We start from the raw sequence: 22,063 nt of genomic DNA, 5'->3' as shown, positions 1-22,063 counted from the left end.
ACCCGCTGTCCTTACCCCCGGGAACTTAGGCCGATAAAGGCCCCCAGCTCCTCCAGGGCCGCGGGCTTGTGCGGCATGTAGCTGGTGAGTTCCGGCGAGCGGACAACAACAGCCCGCCATTGTCCGCGCGAGACCGCCACGTTAATCCGGTTCCGGTTCAGCAGGAACTCGGCGCCGCGGGGTGCCTCAGCCACGGCTGAGCAGGCCATGGACACAATGACCACCGGTGCTTCCTGGCCTTGGAACTTGTCCACGGTGCCCACCCGCACGTCCGGCAGGCCGGCCTCCGCCAAGGCTTTCCTGACCAGATGGACCTGGGCGTTGTAGGCAGCCACCACCAACAGGTCCTGCTGGTCCAGGGGCCGGGCTTCGCTGTCCGCCCCCGGTTTCCACTTCAAGCCAAGATGGCGGCGGGCCTGCCGCACCACCTCGCCAGCTTCTTCCGGTGACGCCGTGGCATTGCCGCTGTGGCTCACGAACACCGTCTCAACCCCTGGCGCCACACCCTCCAGTTCGCGCTGGGACGCTGCCGGCGCTGACCGAAGTTTCCCGTCGTAGCTGAGGTTCGACACCGCACGGCAGAGCTCCGGGTGCATGCGCCAAGTGTCCGCCAGGAAGTAGCCCAGGCGCCCGGGCAGCGTGGCATGGCCAGCCGCGAGCCAGCCCAGCGCTGACTCATCGACAGGTTCCGGGTGGGCTCCCTGCGTTACCTGGGGCAGTTGCTGCGGATCACCGAGCAGGAGCAGCCGTTTCGCCGCACAGCTGACCGCCAGTGTGTTGGCCAGCGAAAACTGGCCGGCCTCGTCGATGACCAGCAGGTCCAGCGACCCGGCCGGGACCTCCTTCCCTGTCATGGTCCAGGCAGTGCCACCAACCAGGCAGCCCCCGGGGGAGGACAGTAACCGGGACACGTCGCCGTCGGCGGTCGCCTTCCACGGCACATCGTGCGGTGCAGCCAGCTTCTTAGCCACGAGTCCCGGGTCCACGCCGCCCTTTGCGATGGCACAGCAGAGCAGGTTTTCGACAACGTTGTGTGACTGGCCAACCACGCCCACTTTCCAGCCCTCGGCCACCAGCGCGGCAATCACATGGGCACCCACGTGGGTCTTGCCCGTCCCCGGAGGTCCCTGGACCGCCAGGTAGGACTGGTCCAGGTCCCGCAGGCTTTCGGCAATCGCCGTTGCATAGTCGGCGGCGCCGTCATCTCCGTGCTGTACTTCCGCGGGTCCGGGGCGGGTGCGGAACCTCGGGGGCAGCTTTCGCAGGATGTCCAGGCCGGGCTGCGCTGGCAGTGACGGCACCGACGAGCCGACCATCCGGGCTATGCCGGCGATGGCCGCCTCAATGCTGGCGGTGGCCAGGGGCTGGTCATCGGTCAGCGCCACCGGGAGGTGCGGGTAGGCGGCGACTTTCCCTGACTCGCGCTCCGCGATGGTGATCAGTGTGTGCTCGGGGTTGTCCGGTGCGGCCTCCAGCTCGCTGATCCTGGTGCCGAATGTATAAGCGCGGGTGCCGGGGACAGCACCGGGAACGGCCATCCCGTCCGGACCGGGGTGGTCGTACAGCCGGCACCAGCTGGAGCCGGCGCGGAAGTCCGAGCCTTCCGTCATGGTGCCACGGAGCTTCAGTACCCGGGTGCGCATGCGTTCCCGGGGCTTGGCCAGTGCCCAGTCGGAGGAAACTTCGGCGGATTCAACCACGAAGACGTTCCGTTGCCCGGACCAGTTCTCCAGCGGCGCCTCCACCCGGTCGAAGTGCTGCCACCAGAACTGCTTGCGTTCCCGGCGGTGGTAGCCGGTGGCGGCAGCCACCATGGCGATGGCGCGTTCGTCATTGGTCCAGGGCCGGCTGTCCGGAAGGCTGGCCAGGTATTCCCGCAAGCGCTGTTCTTCCGGGGTCTCGTCCGCCGCGTCGGGGTGTCCGTCGCCGGCAGTTTCCGCCGTGGGGCCGCCTGTCGGGGACGACGAAGCAGCAGCCGGGCCGTCTGCCGCGGGGCGGGCGCCTGCAGGAGCCGGGGGAGCGATCTGCAGCAGCCAGTCCCTGAGGCGAAGGGTGGACAGGCAGTCGTACTCGTTGTAGTCGGAGATGGAAGCAAGGATCGTGCCGGCTTCCTCCTCGTGTCCGGCGTCGCGGGCGGCACAGTAGGCTGCATAGGCCACTACGGAGGCGCCTGCGTCTTTGACGTCTCCCGAGCGCAGGTTCTCGCCCATGTACAGGGGTTCCAGCTTCTTGATGGAGTATGAGGCCTCTGAAATCCGCAGGGAGTGCTTCACCGTGGCGTACAGGTCCACCAGCAGTCCCTTCCGCAGCCAGTCGTCCACGATGTCCTCGCCGGCCTGGTGGGCCAGTGAGAGGTTGCGCAGAGCCGTTTTTTCGTAGGCTGCGTAGTGGTAGACGTGCATGTCCGGATACTGGGCGCGGCGCTGCTCCACGTAGTCCAGGAAGTCCAGGAAGGCGTGCCGCTCCCCGGCGCGGGTGTGGGCCCAGAATGGCCTGAAGACGGGCTCCCCGCCACCGGGGGCCGGAGCCTCGACGACGCCGAACAGGTACTCGATGCCCCAGGCGCCGGTGGCCGGGTCCTGCCACAGCGGATCGCCCTCGAAGTCGAAGAAGATATCGCCGTCGCTGGGTGCGGGCAGCGAACCGATGGTGTGCTCCGGAAGGACGCTGTACGAAACGGTGTGGGGCGAGCCGTCCTTTGTGAACGTCCGGGATCCCTGGGCCTGGTCCAGGCCAAGCTGCATCCTTGCCTGGGCGCGCAGGCGGGCCACGGAGTTGTGTGCCTCGCCAACCGGCATGGCGGCGAGCTGGTCGATCGTGCCGATTCCGGCCGCCTGCAGTTTCCGTCGCTGGACCACCGACATGCCGGCCACCATCAGCAGGTCCCGGTGCAGCTGCACCTGTTCCGCGCAGTAGTCACAGCGGCCGCAATGGACGACGCCGGGCTGCTGCCACTGCACGGCGGCGTCACCGGCCCGGTGGGTGGCGGTGAGCTCGCGGAAGCGCCGCCGCCGGTCCCGGAAGACAGGCAGCAGGTCGGGCAGCGAATGGCTGCTGCGGAGCCAGTCCTCCCCTACGCGGGTGCCGAGGACCAGCGTGACCACGGGGGAGGGCTCCAGTCCCATCGCCAACAGCTGGTCGCCGTAGGCGGCAAGCTGCAGCAGGGCCCCCACCCTGGCGTGGCGGGCCAGTTTGGTGTCCCACACCTCGTAGCGGCCCGGGTTGCCGGTCCCAGCGGATTCGTTGACGAGGAAATCCGCGTAACCGAGGAACTCGCCGTCGAAGAAGGTGGCCTGGAAGACGACGTCGGCGCCGGCACGGAGGGCAAGCTCCGTCTCCGCGTGCTTGGCCTGCAGCTCCGCGCGCAGGTTCTGGCCGCGTTCCAGGGAGTACACGCCCGTGCCGCGGCTGGCGTCCCACTCGCCGTACTTTGCCACTAGGCTGGCCAGGACGGTCTGTTCGTGCCGGTCGCCAAGCTCGCCGGCCCTGGCCTTCATTTCATCGGCGGGAAACTCTGCCTTGGCGGTGCGGCCCAGCTTCTCATCCAGGACCCGAAGCGTGCGGTACTCACATTCGCTGGCGGCGACGAGGTCGCTGGCCGAAAAGACCAGGCCCGGCGGCGCGCCGGCGCCGCCATCAACACCGGCAGCATCGAGCAGGAACACGGGGCCTCCACAATGATTCCGGGCCGGTGGACTGTTCCCCGGCCCTGGTGAACAGCTGCTTCAAACCTAGCAAGAGGCACCGACAAAAGACGTCGTGGACCTCCGGAGCTGCCGCACGCCCCCGGCAGGATCTTTCGTGGACGCCGGCGCAACCCCGCAGTACCCTGTGACTGCGGGCAGCCGCCACAGCGTCTGGCCGGCAGGTAAAGGCGCCCGTCCCATTCCGGCGCCGCGTGTGGGTCTGCGACCTGGGGGCAACGAGCCGGCCCTATCGGCTGCTGCGGGGGCCTTGCCAACGCCGGCAGCTGGCGGTTATTCCCCCATTCCAGAAGAGGTTCCAACCATGAGCATCCATCTTCGCCGCATCGCCGTTGCCAGCCTTGCCGGGCTGTCTATTTTTGCCGCCGGGGTCACCCCGGCACAGGCCGCCAACGACGGCGCGAGCTGCGTCGGCATCATTGTTTCCACCCAGGCGTCGGCAGGGGAGCTTGACGTGAACTACTTCAAGGACCTGGCCGAGGATGAACACGCGCCCAACTTCGGGCAGTTCGTCCAGGGCGGAGCCCGGCTGCACGAGGGTTCCCTGAAGGCATGCCTTCCGGATTGATGAGTGACCCGGGGCAGCACAGGTAGCCCGGAATACAGCAGGCGTACGACGGCGGCACCGCCCGCCGTCGTTCGCTGCGCCCGAGACGGAACTACGTCAGGCGCGCGACGCTCCGCCGGGTGGGGCGGTGTGGCGCACCGTCGGAAAACAGCTCCATTCCTCCACGTCGCTCCGGGCATCCGCATCGGACTGGGTCTGTAGGATTTCCCCCAGCCCGCTGAATGCCGCGCTGTCCACCGCAAGATCCCGCAGCGAGGCGCATTCGATGGAGGAGGTCAGCCCTTGGCGTCAGCCCGCACCTGGGCTTTGTCGTGCTCGGTGTGGGCGTTGCGCAGCAGCTCCATGAACTCGGTCTCGTGCCGGACCAGCCGCTTGTATTTCTCCGGAAGCTTGCGGATCTGCTCTTCCTCGCGGACCATCCGGGTGAAGATCTTGTCCCGCTCCGCCATGTCCGTCTCGTAGTTCAGGTCCAGGTACTCGGTGGCGTGCCGCCGGGCACCGGAAACGGCGTTCTTGGCCTTGCCCTTGGGGCTGAAGATGGAGGCCAGGATGGTGACCAGCAGGACGCCCAGGATCACGCTCAGGGACAGTCCGGTGCTCACTTCCACCACGTTGACGTGCTCGCCGTCGTTGATGAACGGCAGGGTGTTCTCGTGCAGCGCGTGCAGGATGAGCTTCACGCCGATGAAGCCCAGGATCACGGCCAGGCCGTAGGAGAGGAAGATCAGCCGGTCCAGCAGGCCGTCGATCAGGAAGAACAGCTGCCGCAGGCCCATCAGGGAGAACGCGGTGGCGGTGAACACGATGAAGACGTTCTGGGTAAGGCCGAAGATCGCCGGAATCGAGTCGAGGGCGAAAAGGATGTCAGTGCCCCCGATGGCCACCATGACCAGCAGCATCGGCGTCAGGACCCGCTTGCCGTCCTCCACGGTGAAGAGTTTGTCGCCGTCGTAGTGCTGCGAGGCGGGCAGCAGCTTCTTGGCGAGCCGGACCACCAGGCCGTCGGAGTCGTCGTCGTGGCTGTCCGGCTTGAGCAGGTTGCCGGCAGTCACCAGCAGGATGAGCCCGAAGATGTAGAACACCCAGGCAAAACTGGTGATCAGCGCAGCGCCCAAGAAGATGAATGCCGTGCGGGCGACCAGCGAGAACACGATGCCGAACAGCAGCACCTTCTGCTGGTCCGCGCGGGGCACCCTGAAGCTCGCCATGATGATCAGGAACACGAAGAGGTTGTCCACGGACAGCGCCTTTTCGGTGACGTAGCCGGCAAAGTACTCGGTCCCCATCGTGGGGCCGCCGAACACCAGCACCCCGAGCCCGAACACCAGCGCAATGCCCACGTAGATCGCCGACCAGGTGGCGGACTCCTTCAAGGACGGGGTGTGCGCCTTCCGGACATGGAAGAAGAAATCGAAGGCCAGCAGCCCCACGATTCCCACTATGGTCAGGGTCCAGACATAAGCAGGTACTTCCACGCGGCGGCCTTTCGTCGGGGTTGTCCCCCCAGCCTACCTAAGCGGGCTTCAGGAGTTCGTGCTCCATGACGGCGGACCGTGACAGGGTTTTGTACCCTTCATGTTCGAAAAGGACCGTGATCACGTCGTCCTCGTGCCGCATCACCAAACCCGGCCCCCAGTCCTTGTGGACCACGGCGGACTGGAGCGGGAACGGTTCGTCGGCGGCGGAAGCCGGCCGGCCGCCGTCGGACGCCTGGTTCGTTGCCTGCTGCCCCGCATCCTGGCTGGCGGCCGCCGCGCACCCGTCGCAGTTCCCGCACGGCTCCGGCAACTCTTCGCCGAAGTAGCCCAGCAGGAACTGCCGGCGGCAGCCGTCCGTCTCCGCGTAGGCGCGCATCATCGTCAGCCGGGAATGGTCAACCCGCTGCCGGGCTTCGGCGCGTTCTACGGCGCCGTGGACCAGTGCGGGCAGCTTGGCTTTGGATGTCAGCCGGATGCCTCGCTTGCCGATGCTGACGGCGCCGGCTTCCTGCAACTGGTTGACCAGTGAGGTGATGCGCCGGGCAGGGAACCCGGTCAGTTCGGCCAGGGACGATTTCGGCGCTGGTGCGCTGGCGGCTTTGAGGACCTTCAGCACTGCCAGCAGGGAATCGGGATCGGGCGAGTGGGTGCCAAAGAACTTGCGCAGTCCCAGATCCTCCGACCGGTAATGCAGCACGGCGGACGCCGGTTCACCGTCCCGGCCCGCGCGCCCGATCTCCTGGTAGTAGGCATCGAGGGATTCCGGAATGTCCGCATGGACGACGAAGCGGACGTTCGGCTTGTCGATGCCCATGCCGAAGGCCGTGGTGGCCACCACCACGTCCAGTCCGTCGTTGAGGAACTCTTCGTGGATGCGTTCCCGGTCGGCGGCGGAACGCCCGGCGTGGTAGGCCTCCGCGCGCAGTCCATCCTTGGCCAGCTTGGCTGCGTACTTCTCGGTGTCCTTCCGGGTGGCCGCATACAGGAGTCCGGGCCCCTGCCTGGCAAAGTCCACCACCTGCGCCAGAACTGCCTTGCGCTTGCCCTTGTCCTCGTGGTGCCGGACTACGTCCAGGCTGATGTTCGGCCGGTCGAAGCCCCGGACCAGGACCAGCGGGTCAGCCATGCCCAGCCGCTCCACGATCTCGTCCCGGACCGGCGGCGAGGCCGTGGCCGTCAATGCGGCGACCGGCGGATTTCCCAGCTGCGTGCGGACGTTGCCCAGTCCGAGGTAGTCGGGACGGAAGTCATGGCCCCAGGAGGAGACGCAGTGGGCTTCGTCCACCACGAACAGGGAGATGTCCAGGGCGGCGATCCGTTCCACGGTGGACTGCTTGGCCAGCTGCTCGGGGGCGAGGAAGACGAACACGGCCTTGCCGGCTTCGGCGGCCTCCCATGCGGCCTCCACCTCGGAGTCGCTGTGGGATGAGTTGATGGCGACGGCGGCATCCGGGCCCAGGTGCCCGGCCAGCCCGTCCAGCTGGTCCTCCTGCAGGGCGATGAGTGGTGACACCACGACGGCGGGCCGTCCCGTTGCCTTGTGCAGGTGGAGCGCCGCCACCTGGTAGATCGCGGACTTGCCGTAGCCCGTGGGCATCACGGCAAGGACGTCGCGGCCGTCCACGAGGGCGGCCATCCCGGCTAGCTGGCCGGCGCGAAGATCGGGAAGAGAGAAGGCGGACGCGGCGAGGTCGCGAAGGGCAGGTTCGTCGGACATGTGAGTGGCTCCGCACGGCAGGAAGAAACGCGGCCGTTGGCTTCAGCCTTGGCAACCAGCCTACGCCAGCCCCCCGCCGTCGTCGTACGTTGCTTCACAGGCCGGACAACCGGCGCTGCCCCGCAAATCCGGCCCTGCCCCGCACAGGCGGTGCCGGGCAGCAGCGCTCATGCGGTCGAGGGCCGGGCAAGCCGCCTGCAGGAAGTGTCAGGTGTCGATGGTTGACATGTTCGGGTAGCGGGCGCCGGCAGTTTCCCCGGCCGGTGCCATCTGCTCCAGTAGTTGGAGGTCCTCCACAGCGAGGTCAATCTCCACCGCGCCCAGGTTCTCACGCAGCCGTTCGCGCTTCTTGGTGCCGGGAATCGGGACTACATGCTCACCCTGCGCCAGCAGCCAGGCGAGGGCCAGCTGCCCGGGTGTGCACTGTTTCCGGTCGGCCAGCTCCTTCACCCGGTCCACGAGTTCCAGGTTCCGGGTGAAGTTCTCGCCCTGGAAACGGGGGGAGTGCCGGCGGAAGTCGTCCTCGGCGAAGTCATCCACGGTGCGGATCTGCCCGGTGAGGAAGCCGCGGCCCAGCGGGCTGTAGGGGACGAAACCGATCCCCAGTTCCGCGAGCACGGGAAAGACCTTGGTCTCGGGCTCCCGTTCCCACAGCGAATACTCGGTCTGCAGCGCCGTGATGGGATGCACGGCATGGGCCCGGCGGATGGTTTCTGCCGAGGCTTCGGACAGGCCCAGGTGGCGGACCTTTCCGGCCTGCACCAGTTCCGCCATCGCGCCCACCGTGTCCTCGATAGGCACGGTCTTGTCCACGCGGTGCTGGTAGTAGAGGTCGATGTGGTCCACCCCCAGCCGCCGCAGGCTGGCATCACAGGCGGACCGGACATAGTCGGGACGGCCGTTGATGCCCACCCATGATCCGTCTTCCCGGCGTTCGTTGCCGAATTTGGTGGCCACCACCGCGTCGTCGCGGCGTCCTGCGATGGCACGGCCCACCAGCTCCTCGTTGGTGAACGGGCCATACATGTCAGCGGTATCCAGCAGGGTTCCGCCGGCGTCCAGGAATTCGTGGATGGTGGCGATGGACTCCTGTTCGTCGCCCTCGCCGTAGAACTCGCTCATGCCCATGCAGCCAAGGCCGAGGGCGGAAACTGTCAGTTGTCCAATGGTGCGTGTTTTCATGCTGTTCTCCTTGCCGGTAGAACGTGCCTGGGTATGGGCCAGCCGGCGTCACGGAAGCGGCTGGTGCAGCGTTGGCCACTATAGGCACTTCCCCTGTGAAAACCCCGATAAACAAGGGGCTTCCTACCCCTAGACCCCCACCGGGAGCGTGCCTAGACTGGGCGAATCCCCACCCGGGAACCGGTACCTGACCATGCCAAACATCAGGAAGCACCACAGGTCCAGGGCTGTTCCCCACACGGGATGTCTCACCTACCCAGATCATGGCCGTCCCACCGGACGCCTGACTATAGGAGCGATAGATGACAGGGAACAAAGCCGTTGCCTACAAGGAAGCGGGCAAGGTCGAAGTAATTGACATTGATTACCCAACGTTTGAGCTCAAGGACGGGCCGGGGGTCAACCCGGCGAACGTGGGGCGGGCTGTCAACCACGGGGTGATCCTCAAAACGGTGGCCACCAACATTTGCGGCTCCGACCAGCACATGGTCCGCGGCCGCACCACAGCTCCGCCCAACCTGGTGCTCGGCCACGAAATCACCGGCGAAGTGGTGGAAGTGGGCCGGGACGTCGAATTCATCAAGGTGGGCGATCTCTGCTCGGTGCCGTTCAACATCGCCTGCGGCCGCTGCCGGAACTGCAAGGAACGCAAGACAGGCATCTGCCTCAACGTGAACCCGGACCGGCCTGGCAGCGCCTACGGCTACGTGGATATGGGCGGCTGGGTCGGCGGCCAGGCGAACTACGTGCTGGTGCCGTACGCGGACTGGAACCTGCTGAAGTTCCCGGACAAGGACCGCGCCATGGAGAAGATCATGGACCTGGCCATGCTCTCGGATATCTTCCCCACAGGGTTCCACGGCGCCGTCACGGCAGGGGTCGGCGTGGGCTCCACCGTGTATGTCGCAGGCGCAGGTCCCGTGGGCCTCGCAGCGGCAACGAGCGCCCATCTGCTGGGCGCCGCCGTCGTCATTGTTGGCGACCTCAACGAGGATCGGCTGGCGCGGGCGCGGAGTTTCGGCTGTGAAACGGTGGACCTCACCAAGGGCGATCCCAAGGACCAGATTGAACAGATCCTGGGCGTGCCTGAGGTGGACTGTGGTGTGGACGCCGTGGGCTTCGAAGCGCGCGGCCACGGAAAGGGCGCCCAGGAAGCTCCGGCGACAGTCCTGAACGACCTCATGGACATCACCGCCGCAGGCGGCGCGCTCGGCATCCCGGGCCTGTACGTCACGGGCGACCCGGGCGGAATCGACGAGGCCGCCAAGAAGGGCTCACTGAGCCTCAGCCTTGGCACGGGATGGGCGAAGTCGCTGAGCTTCACTACCGGCCAGTGCCCGGTGATGAAGTACAACCGGCAGTTGATGATGGCCATCCTGAACGACAGGGTGAACATCGCCAAGAACGTGAATGCGAAGGCGATCACGCTTGAGGAAGCGCCGCAGGGCTACGCCGAATTCGACGCCGGTGCTGCCACCAAGTACGTCCTGAATCCAAACGGCTACCTGAGCTGACCGGCGGGCGGACGGGGATGCCGCCTGGGAGCCGTCGCTTGCGGAAATAAGTGCTGACCGGGCCGGGTTAGGCTTTGCACGGGCAGCACTAACCGCAACGAAGGAGTTTCCCTTGAGTGACATCACCGTCCGCCACAACCCTGAACGCCAGCGCTTTGAGATCCTCGACGCCGGGAACCGGATCGGCAAGGCCGCGTACAAGGATTACGACGGCGGGACGGAACCGCAGCGGATTTTCTACCACACGGTGATCAACGAGGAATACGGCGGCCAGGGCCTGGCGGGCCAGCTGGCAGGGGCCGCCCTGGACAGCACGGTGGAGGCGGGGTTGCGGATCGTTCCGGTCTGCCCGTTCATCAAGAAGTTCGTCGCTAAGCACCCCGGGTACCTGGGCAGCGTGGTGGCCGTAACGCCGGCCCACCTGGAATTCCTGGAGGCGGCGCTCGCGGCACGCACCCGCGCCTAGTTCAATGCAGGCCTTTTTCACCGTGGCCTGATCCGTTCTCCGACAGCCCATTTCACGGTCGCCTCAGTGCCTGTGTCCGAACCGGTCCCGGGCACTCCGGGCGGACGTGCCGAGGGCGGCACCGTTTTTCGACGCGCAAAACGGTTCTCGAGGCGCAGATTCCTTGGCGCGCCCACAATTTGGTATGCGCAAAGTAATTTGCGCGTCGAAAGGGCTTTGTGCGGGGCGGCATCGTGGCGCGGAACGCCCCGCAAGCCTTCAGGAAGCTCCCAAAATCCAGTGATTTAATCACCTCTGTCAGCGTGGTTTCGAACCACGCTGACGTCGTTTGTGATTGCTGATCCGGGTCAGGAGCCTTTTGTATGTCCGTCCACCCCACGGTGCCCCAGCCAGGCCGTGACGTCCAGCCGCCGGCACCTGAACCGCTGCCAGGTAGACGGCAGGCGGCCAGGCGCCTGATGCTGCTGTTCGTCGCCGTGGTGCTGGTGATTGCCGGTACCCTCACCCTCGCCGTCTTCCGCTCCGAACCACGTTCAGGCGCCGCGGTGCCCGCCCAGCCGGCAGTACCTGCCTCCCCGGTGGCGGCAGCCCCGGCATCGTTGCAGGACAGGGTTGAATCCATCCTCAGCGAGGCGGACGAATACCGGATCGGGCTGGCCCTGGCTGACGTCAACGGGGGAGCGGAACGGACCTTCGGCGACGAGGAGACCTTCACCGCGGCCAGCACGGCGAAAATCCTGACCGCTGCCGCCTACTACCACTTGGTGGAAAACGGCGAGGCGGGCCTGGACCAGCCCTTGGGCGACTACGACGCCGCTTTCCAGCTCAAAGCCATGGTGAACGACAGCAACAATGACTCCTGGCTGCTCCTCATGGATGCGATCGGCTGTCCGCGGCTGATCGATTACGCGAAGTCCATCGGCGTCACCTACGATCCCGAACAGAACCTCCTGACCGCCGCGGACATGGCCCTGGTCCTGAAGAAGTTGTACGCGGGGGAACTGCTCAACAAGGACAACACCGAAGAGCTGCTCAGCTACATGCAGGACACCAACAACGAGGACCTCATTCCTGCCGGTTCGAAAGCTGGCGTGGAGGTGCACCACAAGTACGGTGAGCTGTCCGGCGAGTTGCACGACGCAGCGCTGGTAACGTACCGCGGCTCAACCTTCGCGCTGGTGATCTACACCGAGAACCCCGACGGCGTCCAGGACGACGGCCAGGCAGACGTGATCCGGGAACTGACGCGGGCCGTGGAGGATGCCCTGTTCCCGGCGGTGACGGCGCCCAAGTAGGGCACGCCACAGGGGAGGAGCGGGGCCCAAAGTCGCCCCCGCCCCGGGCTTTAGGACAGACTGTTACCGTGAGCAACAACCCCCGGACTGCCTTGGCCGTCGCAGGCCTCAGCCTGGGCACGGCACTGAACCCGCTGAACTCCTCCATGATCGCGGTTGCCCTGGTGGTGCTGCGCGCCGATTTTGGGCTCGACGTCGCTGCCGTCACATGGGTGATTACCTCCTTCTACCTCGCCTCCGCCGCGGGCCAGCCGGTGATGGGCAGGCTGGCCGACCGGTTCGGGCCGCGGCGGATGTTCCTGCTGGGCATGGGGCTCGTGGCAGTGACCTGCGCCCTGGCTCCGCTTGCCCCGAACTTCGCGCTGCTCTGTGTGGCACGCGCGGTCATGGCCCTCGGCACCGCCACGGCGTATCCCAGTGCCGTGGTGATGGTGGGGGCGCTCGCCCACCGGGCCAAGGTGGACTCCGCGCGGCCGCTGGGCCGCCTGCAGATGGTCAACACCTCCGCTGCCGCGGTGGGCCCCGTCGTCGGCGGTTTGCTGGTGGCGCTGGTGGGCTGGGAGGCGCTCTTCCTGATCAACGTTCCCCTGGCGCTGGCCGCGCTCCTGATCGTCCGGCGGGCGGCACCGCAGGACCAGGTCAGGGAGCACGGCAGTGTGGCGGAGCTCCTGCGGGATTCGGACATTCCCGGGATCGCCGGTTTCATCGGGGCTTTGCTGCTGGTGATGATGGCCGCGCTCAACGTCGCCCCGGACTACCGCTGGTCGATGCTGGCCGCGGGAACTGTCATCGCGGCGCTGTTCGCCTGGCGTGAGCTTCGCTTTGCCAAGCCGTTCCTGGACCTGCGGCTGCTGGGGCGGAACCGGCCGCTGATGCTGGTGTACCTGGCCTTCGCCGTGTTCAGCAGCGTCTACTACTTCGTCTTCTTCGGCCTGCCGCAGCTGCTGCAGGAGGCCGGCGGCTACGATCCGGGCCTGGTGGGTCTGCTGATGCTGCCCCTGGCGGGAATGTCCGTGCTGGCCACCCCGTGGGCAGTCGCCGCCATGGGACGGTTCGGTGTGCGCCGGGTGCTGATCGCCGGCGTCGTCCTCCTGACCGTGGTGGCCGCCCTGATGTGGCTGCTGACCGGCACCCTGGCCATTCCGTTCGTGGTGGTGCTCACCGCCCTGATGGGCGTTCCGTACGGGACTGTCAGCATCGCGTCCAACCAGGGCATGTTCCTTTCCACCCGGCCGCAGGACCGCGGCATCGCCGCCGGTATCTACCAGACCTGCCGCTACGTGGGAGCCATCACTGCCACGGTGATGATCGGCGTGTTCGCCTCGGGCGGTGTGGACCAGGCCGGCTGGATGCGGATGGTGCTGGCCATGCTGGTCCTCTGCGCCGTGACCTTGGGCATCTCGGTGTTCTGGAAGCAGCAGACCAGCCCCTAGGAACCGGCCTGTCCGCGTGCCATGCTGGCCCCATGGGAAACATGATGACGCTCGGAAACGCCTCGACGTCGGTGCATGCCTACGTCAGTGAACCCGCCGGAACGCCCAGGGGCGGCCTGGTGGTGGTCCACGAAGTGTGGGGCCTGGTGCGCCACACCAAGGACGTCGCGGACCGGTTCGCCGCCGAAGGGTACCTCGCGGTCGCGCCTGACCTGCTGACCGGTGCCGGGGGAACGGCGGACGTCACCGGAGAGCTGCAGGAGGCGGCGTTCGATCCAGAGCAGCGCAGCAACGCCCAGCCGCGGCTGCGCAAGCACATGGCCCCCATCCGCTCGCCGGAATATGCCAAACACGCCGTCGCCGCCCTCCGCGCCTGCTTCGACCACCTCGAGGGCGTGCCGGGACTGGCCGGACGGGTGGCGGCGACGGGCTTTTGCCTGGGCGGGACCTACACCTTCTCACTGGCCGTTGTCGAACCCCGGCTGCGGGCGGCCGTCCCGTTCTACGGCCACGCCGAGTTCAGGGACGCGGAGCTGCGTGGCATCTCCTGCCCGGTCCTGGCCTTCTACGGGGAGAGGGACAGCGCGCTCATGGAGGAACTGCCCGGGCTGAAGAAGCGGATGCAGGCGGCCGGCGTGGAGTTCGAAGCCGTGGTGTATCCGGGGGCGGGCCACGCCTTCTTCAACGACACCAACAAGTACACCTACAACGCCGAGGCTGCGGCTGACGCATGGACCCGCACCCTCGCGTTCCTTGAGCGTCACTTGCAGGAGTAGACCTCGCGGTCGTACTGCAGGCTGTCCCGGACCCTGCTTTCAGCGCCGGAGCCGCGTGCCGCCGTCGTGCCTTTCAGCCTCGTGTAGCATCCCGACCTGGCTGACCACCCAGCGGGGTGACCCGGACCCGCGCAATCCGGAGCCGGTCCATGGCAAGGACAGTCAGCACGTGTCCGGGAATCTGGACCCTGTCGCCGGTTTTGGGCAGGCGGCCCAGCCGGTCCATGATGAACCCCGCCACCGTCTCGTAGTGGCCCTCCGGCAGGTCGATCCCGGCGGCCGCCCTGAACTCCTGCAGGATCAGGCCGCCATCCACGTCGATGGTTCCGTTGGCCACGCTGACGCGGTCCTCGTGCTCGGCGCCGGTGTCGTACTCGTCGTAGATCTCGCCTACCAGTTCCTCCACCAGGTCTTCGAGCGTGACCACGCCATCCGTGCCCCCGTATTCGTCCACCACCAGCGCGATGTGCTGGTTGGTCCTGCGCATGCGGGACAGCGATGGCAGCACCCGGTTGGTGCCGGGCAGCGGGAGGATTTCCCGCGCGATGTCGCGCACCGGTGCCTGGTCCTGCGCCTCATCCCGGGGCATCAGGTCGCGGATGTGCACGAAGCCCAGGACGTCGTCGGGGCTTCTGCCAATGACCGGGAACCGGGAGTAGGGCCCATCCCTGACCATCCTGCGGGCGTCGGCGACCGTCATGGCGCCATCGATGAAGGTGACTTCCGTGCGCGGGCGCATCACCTCCTGAAGCGTCCTGTCCCCGGCACCGAACACGTCCGCGAGGATGGTCCGGCTGTTCTCTTCGATCAGTTCGTTCTCCGCCACCATGTCCCAGAGCTCTTCGGAACTGATGCTTTCCCGCCGGGCGTGCGGGTCACCACCCACGAGCCGGACCACCGCATTCGTGGAAACCGACAGGAGCCAGATGACGGGGCGCATGGTTTTGGCGAGGATGATCAGCGGCGGGGCCAGGATTTTGGTGAAAGGGACGGGTCTTTGCAGCGCCAGCCTCTTGGGCGCCAGTTCGCCCAGCACCAGCGACAAATAGGCCACCAGCAGGGTCATGCCGATGAAGGACACGGGCCCGGCCGCCGCCCCGAGCCCGATGGCCTCCAGCAGGGGCACGACGTTGGGCGCGATCGCCGAGGCGCCGTACGCCGCCGAGAAGAATCCGGACAGGGTCACCCCGATCTGGACGGTGGAAAGGAACCGGTTCGGGTTGCGGGCCAGCTCCGCAGTCCGGGCGCCGAGATCCCCGGACTTTTCAATCCGGCGGACCTGGCTTTCGCGGAGCGATACGAGCGCCATCTCGGCGGCAGCGAAGACACCGCCGAGCAGCACGAAACCGAGCACCAAAGCGACATTGAGCAGGGCACCGCTGTCCATGACACGACATTACCGAGCCGCGGCCGCCATGGCGCCAGGTTTGGACCAGCTCTGCCAGAACGCGGCGGCGCGTCAGGAGGCAGCGGAGCGGGGCCGGAGCCTCAGCGCCTGCATGCCGCCGTCCACGGCCAGGTCCACTCCGGTGGTGGAACCGGAAAGCGGGCTGGCCAGGTAAACGATGGCGGCCGCAACTTCCTCCGGGGAGACCAGCCGCCCGTGCGGCTGGCGCGCCTCCAGCGCCGCCCGTTCCGCCTCGGGATCCGGTGCACTGGAGAGGAGCCTGCCGATCCAGGGGGTGTCTGCCGTCCCGGGATTGACGCAGTTGACCCTCACGCCTTCCTGCAGGTGGTCTGCGGCCATGGCCAGGGTGAGCGACAGGACGGCGCCCTTCGTCGCGCTGTAAAGGGCGCGCTGGGGGAGCCCTGCGGTGGCTGCAACCGAGCACGTGTTCACGATCGCCGCATGGATGGACCGGCGCAGGTACGGTAGGGCGGCCCTGGAAACGCGGACCATCCCCAGCACGTTGATGTCGAACACGCGGTGCCATTCGTCGTCGTCGTTCGCTTCGATGGTGCCCTGGGCACCCACCCCGGCGTTATTCACCACGACGTCGATCCCGCCCAATTGCTCCGCCGCCTCTTCGATAGCCTGGCGGACTGAGGCGCCGTCGGAGACGTCGCAGCGGATGGCTTTGACCCCCGCCGCCTGGTCCGGGTTGAGGTCCAGCACGGCGACGTCGGCGCCGCGCTCCTGGAGCAGTTTCGCCGTCGCGGCCCCGATCCCGGAGGCTCCGCCGGTGACGATTGCCTTAAGTCCCGCAAACTCCATTGTTTGTCCTTTCGTAATTAGCCCTGGAAGAATTCCTGACGCTGGCGGCCCAGTCCCGCCACTTCGATGTCGACGACGTCTCCGGCCTTCAGGTAGGGGAAGCGCCCGGACAGCGCTACTCCCTCCGGGGTGCCGGTGCAGACAAGGTCGCCCGGTTCAAGGACCAGGAACTGGCTCAGGTCGTAGATCACCTGCTCCACGCCGAAGATCAGGTCGCGGGTGTTGGAGTCCTGCCGGATTTCGCCGTTGACCCAGCTGCGCAGCCGAAGGTTTCCTGCGTCGACTTCGTCCGGCGTGACCAGGTACGGTCCGGTGGGACAAAATCCTGCGCAACTCTTCCCCTTGGACCACTGGCCGCCGGACACTTCCAGCTGGAATGTGCGCTCAGACAGGTCATTCACGGTGACGTAGCCGGCGATGTAGTCCCGGGCCTGAGCAGGGTTTTCCAGGTAGGAGGCACGCCGGCCGATAACCACTCCCAGCTCGACTTCCCAGTCGGTCTTCGTGGAACCGCGGGGAATCGCCACGGCATCGAACGGGCCGCCCACGGTGTTCGGGGCTTTGTGGAAGATGATGGGCACGGCAGGGGGAGCAGACCCCGATTCGGTGGCGTGGGCCGCATAGTTCATGCCCACACAGATAACGGAGGACGGCCTGGCGATCGGTGCACCTATCCGGGCGCCGTCCACGGCGAGTTCCGCCAGTTCCCCCGCGGCCAGCGCCGCTGCCGCGCGGCCCGGGCCATCGGATTCCCAGAAATCGGCGTCGATGTCCCGGGCCACCTGCTCCAGGGAGTAATACTTCTTCCCGTGCAGCAGGGCGGGGACTTCCTTGCCGGGGGCACCTATGCGTGCAAATTGCATTCGTTTCTTCTTTTCTCGGTAGTACGGGGTGGTGTTTCTTAGGTGATCAGTCCGCGGTCGCGCAGATCGGCCCACAGCTGGTCAGGGACGGTCTGCGAGGCAAGGACCAGGTTTTGCTTCACCTGCGCCGGCGTCCGCATGCCAAGGACAACGCTGGTGACGGCCGGGTGCTGGTAGGGGTAGTGGAGGGCGGCGGCCGGCAACGTGGTGCCGTAGGATTCGCAGACGTCCGCCAGTAGGTTGGCCCTTTCCAGCAGTTCCTGCGGGGCTGGCGCGTAGTTATAGGTGGCGTTGGCGGCGGGCCGTTCCTTGGACAGCAGGCCCGAATTGAAGACGCCTACGTTCACCACGCCAACCCCGCGCTCCAGGCAGGCCGGAAGCAGGTCCTGTGCTGCGCCCTGCTCAAGGAGCGTGTACCGGCCCGCGAGCATGACTACGTCGATGTCCGTTTCGGTGACAAACCTGTGGAGCATCCCGGATTGGTTCATGCCCGCGCCCCAGGCCCCGATGACCCCTTCGTCCCGGAGGGCGGACAGCGCCGGGGCAGCGCCCTCCACGGCCTCTGCCCAGTAGTCGTCAGGGTCATGGATGTAGACGATGTCGATCCGGTCGGTCCCCAGCCGCTGCAGGCTTTCCTCGATGGAGCGCAGCACCCCGTCGCGGGAGTAGTCACGGACCCGGGTGAGGTCGTCCGGGACGTCGAAGCCCTCTGTGTCCTTGCCCTGGGGTGACGGGTTGGGGCGCAGGAGCCGCCCGATCTTCGTGCTCAGCACATAGCTGCCGCGGTCCTGCCCTGCGAGCGCGGCACCCAGGCGGCGCTCCGAGAGCCCAAGCCCATAGTGCGGCGCAGTATCGAAATAGCGGACGCCGCCCTCCCAGGCCGCGGTGACGGCGTCCACCGCTTCCTGCTCCGGGACCTGCCGGTAGAGGTTGCCGATGGGGGCCCCGCCGAAGCCGAGCACCGGCAGCCGGACATCGGTGCCGGGGATGGTGCGGGTTTCTGCTTGCATTCTCAGTCCTTCTCCTGGTTCATGGCTGTTTGTCCTTTATCCCGGGCCAGGCGATAGACGCGGGCCGCTGTTCCGGAGGCAACACTTCGGCGCTCGCCGCCGGACGCTCCCGCCAGCGATTGTTCTACCGCCCCAATCCAGTCCTGGTACGCGGCCGGGGTTGCCAGCGACACGGGGCAGTCACTGCCGATCATGCAGCGGTCCGGGCCGAAAAGGTGCAGTGTTTCCTGGATGAATGGAAGCGCCTGGGGCGCCAGCGGACGGTGCGGGTCAGCTTCCGCGCCGGCCCCGGAGATTTTGACGGTGACGTTGGGCCGCAGGGCAAGTTCCCGCATCCCGCTGCTCCAGGCAGCGAGTTCGCCGCTGGCGATGGGCGGTTTCCCCATATGGTCCAGCACAATCCCGAGTTCGGGTACACGGTGGGCAAAATCCGCTAATGCCGGCAGCTGTCCGGCACGGATGCAAGCGTCGAAAACGAGCCCCGCCTGGGCCACCTGGCGGGCACCTGCCAAGGTGCCCGGATGCAGAATGAAGGATTCGTCCCGGTCCTGGAAAAGTTGCCGCACGCCGCGGACCAGGGGCCGCTCCAGCAGCTGGTCCAGGTCCTCCGCTACCGCATCACCGCGGCTGATGGGAGCGAAGGCCACCATTCCCGCCAGCTGCGGCCAGGCAGCGTGCAGGCTGGATACCCAGTCCACTTCCTTCAGGGCCTGGTCATCACGGCAGTCGGCTTGGACAAAAACGGCAGCACGGGTGTTTGCCCTGGTGTGCGGGAGGTCTTCAGGCAGGAACGGCTTGTTCAGGGTGGGTGCATCCTCCAGCCAGGTGTAGTCGAGCCGGGCGGGATCCCAAATGTGGACGTGCGAATCGATGACCCGCAGAGAAGGCGTCCCCATCATGACGTGCCGTCGGGCCGGACGCCGATCGTCAGCAGGAGGTTCGCATAGTGCCGGGTGTCCCCGCTGGCAATGACGACGGCGACACTCGGCGAGCGTGCGGCGTCGTAGAAGTCGAAGCGCTGGTGGGAGGTGATGGGCACCTTTGTGCCAAGGGCGCGTTCGTAGCCCTTGACGGCTTCCGTCCAGTTACCGTCCGGGGGAGTCATCACGTCTGCCGCCTCCAGCGGCACGGCGTCGGTGAGCACCTCGAGGATCTGGTCGATGGTCAGCAGGCCGGGCCTCAGGTTCAGGGCAATCCGGCGGGCGGATGCGGGTGCACCGGTGTTGTGCGGGTAGTTGGCGTCGGCAACCAGGATTTGGGAGCCGTGGCCGGACTCGGCAAGCGCAGCCAAGAGGCCCGGATGGGTGAGGGTGTAATTGATCATGCCCCCACCTCCTGCCGTGCGCTCGCAAATGCCACCCGTCCGGGGGCGTTGCCGGCCCGCCAGGCCTGTTCGGCCCGGCCGGGGTCGGTTCCTGCCCAGTAGCTGCCATAGGGAAAGGCGTATTCCTGCAGCGTCTGCTCCTTCAGTTCGGCTGAATATCCCGGGTTTGCCGGCATGACATAGGCGCCGTCCCTGATGATGCACGGGTCCACGAAGTGTTCGTGCAGGTGGTCCACAAACTCCGTGACGCGTCCAGTGAGGTCTCCCGAGACGGCGATGAAGTCGAAGATGGAGAGGTGCTGGACCAGTTCGCACAGCCCCACCCCGCCGGCGTGGGGGCAGACGGGGATGCCGAACTTGGCGGCCATCAGCTGGACGGCGAGAACTTCGTTGACGCTGGCGAGCCGGCAGGCATCCAGCTGGCAGTAGTCGATGGCGCCGGCCTGGAAGAGTTGCTTAAAGAGGACGCGGTTCATGCCGTGTTCGCCCGTGGCTACTCCGATCGGCTGGACCGCCCGGCGGATTTCAGCGTGGCCAAGGATATCGTCCGGGCTGGTGGGTTCCTCGATCCACAGGGGATTGAACTCGGAAAGCTGCTTGACCCAGTCGATGGCCTGCGGGACATCCCATACCTGGTTGGCGTCGATCATGAGGTTGCCGGCAGGGCCGATAACTTCGCGCGCGATGCCGAGGCGGCGGATGTCGTCCTCCAGGGACGCGCCCACTTTCAGCTTGATGTGGCGGTAGCCCTGGTCCACCGCCTCCTGGCAAAGCCTCCGGAGCTTCTCGTCGGAGTACCCCAGCCAGCCGGCCGAGGTGGTGTAACACGGGTAACCGGTTTGGGCCAGCTGCTGGATGCGCTCCTCCCGGCTCGGTGCAAGGCGTGCCAACAGGCCCAGTGCCTCGTCGCGGGTCAGGGCGTCCGAGAGATAGGTGAGGTCGGCTGCGTCGACAATTTGCTCCGGGGTCATGTCCACCAGGAGGCGCCACAAGGGTTTACCCGCGGTCCGCGCTGCGAGGTCCCACACTGCGTTCATCACAGCTCCGAGGGCGAGGTGCTCCACGCCCTTGTCCGGCCCGAGCCAGCGCAACTGGGAATCGCGCTTCAGGTCCCTGTACGTCTCCCCGAGGTTGCGGCCGATAGAGTCAGTATCCTGTCCGATCAGGGGGCGGGCCCGCAATTCCATGGCTGCGGCGCAGACTTCATTGCCGCGGCCAATGGTGAAGGTAAACCCGCAGCCGTACACGGCCGGGTCCTCGGTCCTCAGCACTATGTAGGCGGCAGAATAGTCCCCGTTCTTGTTCATGGCATCCGAGCCGTCCGCGGACAGCGAGGTGGGAAACCGCACGTCAAACACGTCAAAACCGGTGATGCGTGGCATGGTGAGCCCTCCAGATTCAGGCTATGAAGATGACGCTCCAGCAACGATGCGAGCATCATCTGATGTATTTGAAAGTATTTGATGAGAATATAGGAACGCTAGGCATTTTCCAAGCAATACATCAGATGAAAGTGGATTCTCTGACGGGAACCTGCGGAGAAAACACAGCGAAGGGCGGTAGCTATGACGAGCGGCTCGACCAATGGTTCGATGTCCCAGACCGATGTGGTGATCACGGGCGTTAAGCGGATGCTGTCCTCCCGTCGGCTTCGGCCGGGTGACCGGCTACCGGTCGAGAAGGATCTCGCAGCAGAGCTTCAGGTATCGCGCGGCTCACTTCGGGAGGGTGTGCGCGCCCTCTCCACGATGGGCATCCTGGAAACCCGGCAAGGTGCCGGAACCTTTGTGACCCGGCTGGAACCCTCTGCCCTCCTGTCTGCCATGGAATTCTGGGTGGGACTCCAAGATGGGGAGCGGGCAAACCAGGTGCACACCGTTCGCAGGGCCTTGGAGACCGAGGCGGCTGCCGCCGCGGCGGTCTGTATCGGGAAAGACCAGCTGGATCAAGCCGAACGCATTTTGGAGCGCGCCCATTCCGCGATCCACGCGGCGCCGGTCCAGCATGAAGCGGCGATGCAGTGCGACGTGGAATTTCACCGGTTGATCGCCGAGGCGTCTGCCAATCACGTGCTGTCCGCGTTGATTGAGACCGTGTCCACCAACACCATCCGGGGACGGATGTGGCGGTCCATCCACGACAGCGAGGGCCTGCTGGCCACGCACCGCGAACACCTCGGGATCCTTGAAGCGCTGCGCCGGCATGATGTGGACCGTGCCCGGACGCGGATGGCCAACCACCTGTACGCGGTGGAGGACTACGTCACGGCCATCCCCGAACCGGACCTTGAGGGGCCCGCGCGGAATGCCGAGGCAGTTCTAGGCGATGAGGAAAGCGCTCCCTAGGCGGTATTCGTCTGATCTTGTTTCCCAAAAACCCGTGAAAGTCGCGGCTCGGTGGCGTTCCAGTCGAAATTCTTGAATAAAGATCAGATGATTCCTTGACTTACTGAGATGGCCCGGGTCATTCTGTTGGGACGAGGGTTGCGGACATCACACCAGGCAGGCCACGAGGACGT

Annotated in this window: 18 protein-coding genes; 7 read left to right on the top strand and 11 right to left on the bottom strand. The window is 66.3% G+C overall.

The annotated features are described in order from the left end of the window. Positions 1–11: 11 nt before the first annotated feature. Positions 12–3,665 (bottom strand): TM0106 family RecB-like putative nuclease, encoded by a 3,654-nt coding sequence (locus AC3IMC_RS16875; protein ID WP_490919816.1) that lies wholly within the window; start codon positions 3,663–3,665, stop codon positions 12–14. A gap of 343 nt (positions 3,666–4,008) precedes the next feature. Here AC3IMC_RS16875 and AC3IMC_RS16870 point away from each other — a divergent pair, with 343 nt between their 5' ends. Beyond that, positions 4,009–4,272, top strand: a complete 264-nt coding sequence (locus AC3IMC_RS16870; protein WP_490919815.1) for a hypothetical protein — start codon at positions 4,009–4,011, stop codon at positions 4,270–4,272. Positions 4,273–4,547: 275 nt separating this feature from the next. Here the strand turns inward: AC3IMC_RS16870 and AC3IMC_RS16865 are convergent, their stop codons facing one another. The 3 genes from AC3IMC_RS16865 to AC3IMC_RS16855 form a co-directional block, all read right to left on the bottom strand. Next, complete coding sequence (locus tag AC3IMC_RS16865; protein ID WP_490919814.1) at positions 4,548–5,747, bottom strand: TerC family protein; 1,200 nt, start codon at positions 5,745–5,747, stop codon at positions 4,548–4,550. 37 nt (positions 5,748–5,784) lie between these two features. After that, complete coding sequence (locus tag AC3IMC_RS16860; protein WP_490919813.1) at positions 5,785–7,467, bottom strand: RecQ family ATP-dependent DNA helicase; 1,683 nt, start codon at positions 7,465–7,467, stop codon at positions 5,785–5,787. 207 nt (positions 7,468–7,674) lie between these two features. Further along, positions 7,675–8,649 carry an aldo/keto reductase gene (locus AC3IMC_RS16855; RefSeq protein WP_490919811.1) on the bottom strand — a complete coding sequence of 325 codons (975 nt, stop codon included), beginning with the start codon at positions 8,647–8,649 and terminating at the stop codon, positions 7,675–7,677. Positions 8,650–8,951: 302 nt separating this feature from the next. Between AC3IMC_RS16855 and fdhA the strand changes: the two genes are divergently transcribed. The 5 genes from fdhA to AC3IMC_RS16830 all read left to right on the top strand — a co-directional run bounded on the left by fdhA (position 8,952) and on the right by AC3IMC_RS16830 (position 14,133). Continuing rightward, complete coding sequence (fdhA, locus tag AC3IMC_RS16850; protein ID WP_454482323.1) at positions 8,952–10,163, top strand: formaldehyde dehydrogenase, glutathione-independent; 1,212 nt, start codon at positions 8,952–8,954, stop codon at positions 10,161–10,163. 112 nt (positions 10,164–10,275) lie between these two features. After that, positions 10,276–10,629 carry a GNAT family N-acetyltransferase gene (locus AC3IMC_RS16845; RefSeq protein WP_490919810.1) on the top strand — a complete coding sequence of 118 codons (354 nt, stop codon included), beginning with the start codon at positions 10,276–10,278 and terminating at the stop codon, positions 10,627–10,629. Between the two features lie 362 nt (positions 10,630–10,991). Further along, positions 10,992–11,924: a serine hydrolase gene (locus AC3IMC_RS16840; RefSeq protein WP_490919809.1), complete on the top strand. Its 933-nt coding sequence runs from the start codon at positions 10,992–10,994 to the stop codon at positions 11,922–11,924. Positions 11,925–11,992: 68 nt separating this feature from the next. Further along, on the top strand, positions 11,993–13,357 hold the full coding sequence (locus AC3IMC_RS16835) for an MFS transporter (protein ID WP_490919808.1): 1,365 nt from the start codon (positions 11,993–11,995) through the stop codon (positions 13,355–13,357). 32 nt (positions 13,358–13,389) lie between these two features. After that, complete coding sequence (locus AC3IMC_RS16830) at positions 13,390–14,133, top strand: dienelactone hydrolase family protein (protein ID WP_490919807.1); 744 nt, start codon at positions 13,390–13,392, stop codon at positions 14,131–14,133. 73 nt (positions 14,134–14,206) lie between these two features. Here the strand turns inward: AC3IMC_RS16830 and AC3IMC_RS16825 are convergent, their stop codons facing one another. The 7 genes from AC3IMC_RS16825 to AC3IMC_RS16795 form a co-directional block, all read right to left on the bottom strand. Further along, the gene (locus tag AC3IMC_RS16825; RefSeq protein ID WP_490919806.1) at positions 14,207–15,520 is read right to left on the bottom strand and encodes a hemolysin family protein; all 1,314 of its coding nucleotides are present in this window, start codon (positions 15,518–15,520) and stop codon (positions 14,207–14,209) included. A gap of 72 nt (positions 15,521–15,592) precedes the next feature. Then, positions 15,593–16,348 carry an SDR family NAD(P)-dependent oxidoreductase gene (locus AC3IMC_RS16820; protein WP_490919805.1) on the bottom strand — a complete coding sequence of 252 codons (756 nt, stop codon included), beginning with the start codon at positions 16,346–16,348 and terminating at the stop codon, positions 15,593–15,595. Positions 16,349–16,365: 17 nt separating this feature from the next. After that, on the bottom strand, positions 16,366–17,211 hold the full coding sequence (locus tag AC3IMC_RS16815) for a fumarylacetoacetate hydrolase family protein (protein ID WP_490919804.1): 846 nt from the start codon (positions 17,209–17,211) through the stop codon (positions 16,366–16,368). A 38-nt stretch (positions 17,212–17,249) separates the two neighbouring features. Continuing rightward, entirely contained in the window at positions 17,250–18,221 is a 972-nt protein-coding gene (locus AC3IMC_RS16810) for an aldo/keto reductase (protein WP_490919803.1), read from the bottom strand. A gap of 2 nt (positions 18,222–18,223) precedes the next feature. Further along, positions 18,224–19,117: an amidohydrolase family protein gene (locus AC3IMC_RS16805; protein ID WP_490919801.1), complete on the bottom strand. Its 894-nt coding sequence runs from the start codon at positions 19,115–19,117 to the stop codon at positions 18,224–18,226. Next, positions 19,117–19,545 (bottom strand): RbsD/FucU family protein, encoded by a 429-nt coding sequence (locus AC3IMC_RS16800; RefSeq protein ID WP_490919800.1) that lies wholly within the window; start codon positions 19,543–19,545, stop codon positions 19,117–19,119. Before AC3IMC_RS16800 ends, AC3IMC_RS16805 begins: the two co-directional genes overlap by 1 nt. Then, positions 19,542–20,927, bottom strand: coding sequence for an L-fuconate dehydratase (locus AC3IMC_RS16795; RefSeq protein WP_490919799.1), 1,386 nt, complete (start codon positions 20,925–20,927; stop codon positions 19,542–19,544). The genes AC3IMC_RS16800 and AC3IMC_RS16795 overlap by 4 nt, the downstream gene beginning before the upstream one ends. A gap of 210 nt (positions 20,928–21,137) precedes the next feature. Between AC3IMC_RS16795 and AC3IMC_RS16790 the strand changes: the two genes are divergently transcribed. Further along, positions 21,138–21,890 carry a FadR/GntR family transcriptional regulator gene (locus tag AC3IMC_RS16790; RefSeq protein WP_490919797.1) on the top strand — a complete coding sequence of 251 codons (753 nt, stop codon included), beginning with the start codon at positions 21,138–21,140 and terminating at the stop codon, positions 21,888–21,890. The last annotated feature ends 173 nt before the right edge of the window (positions 21,891–22,063 follow it).

Source organism: Arthrobacter sp. E70 (assembly GCF_058266945.1).
This window is presented reverse-complemented; position numbering and strand designations above follow the sequence as displayed.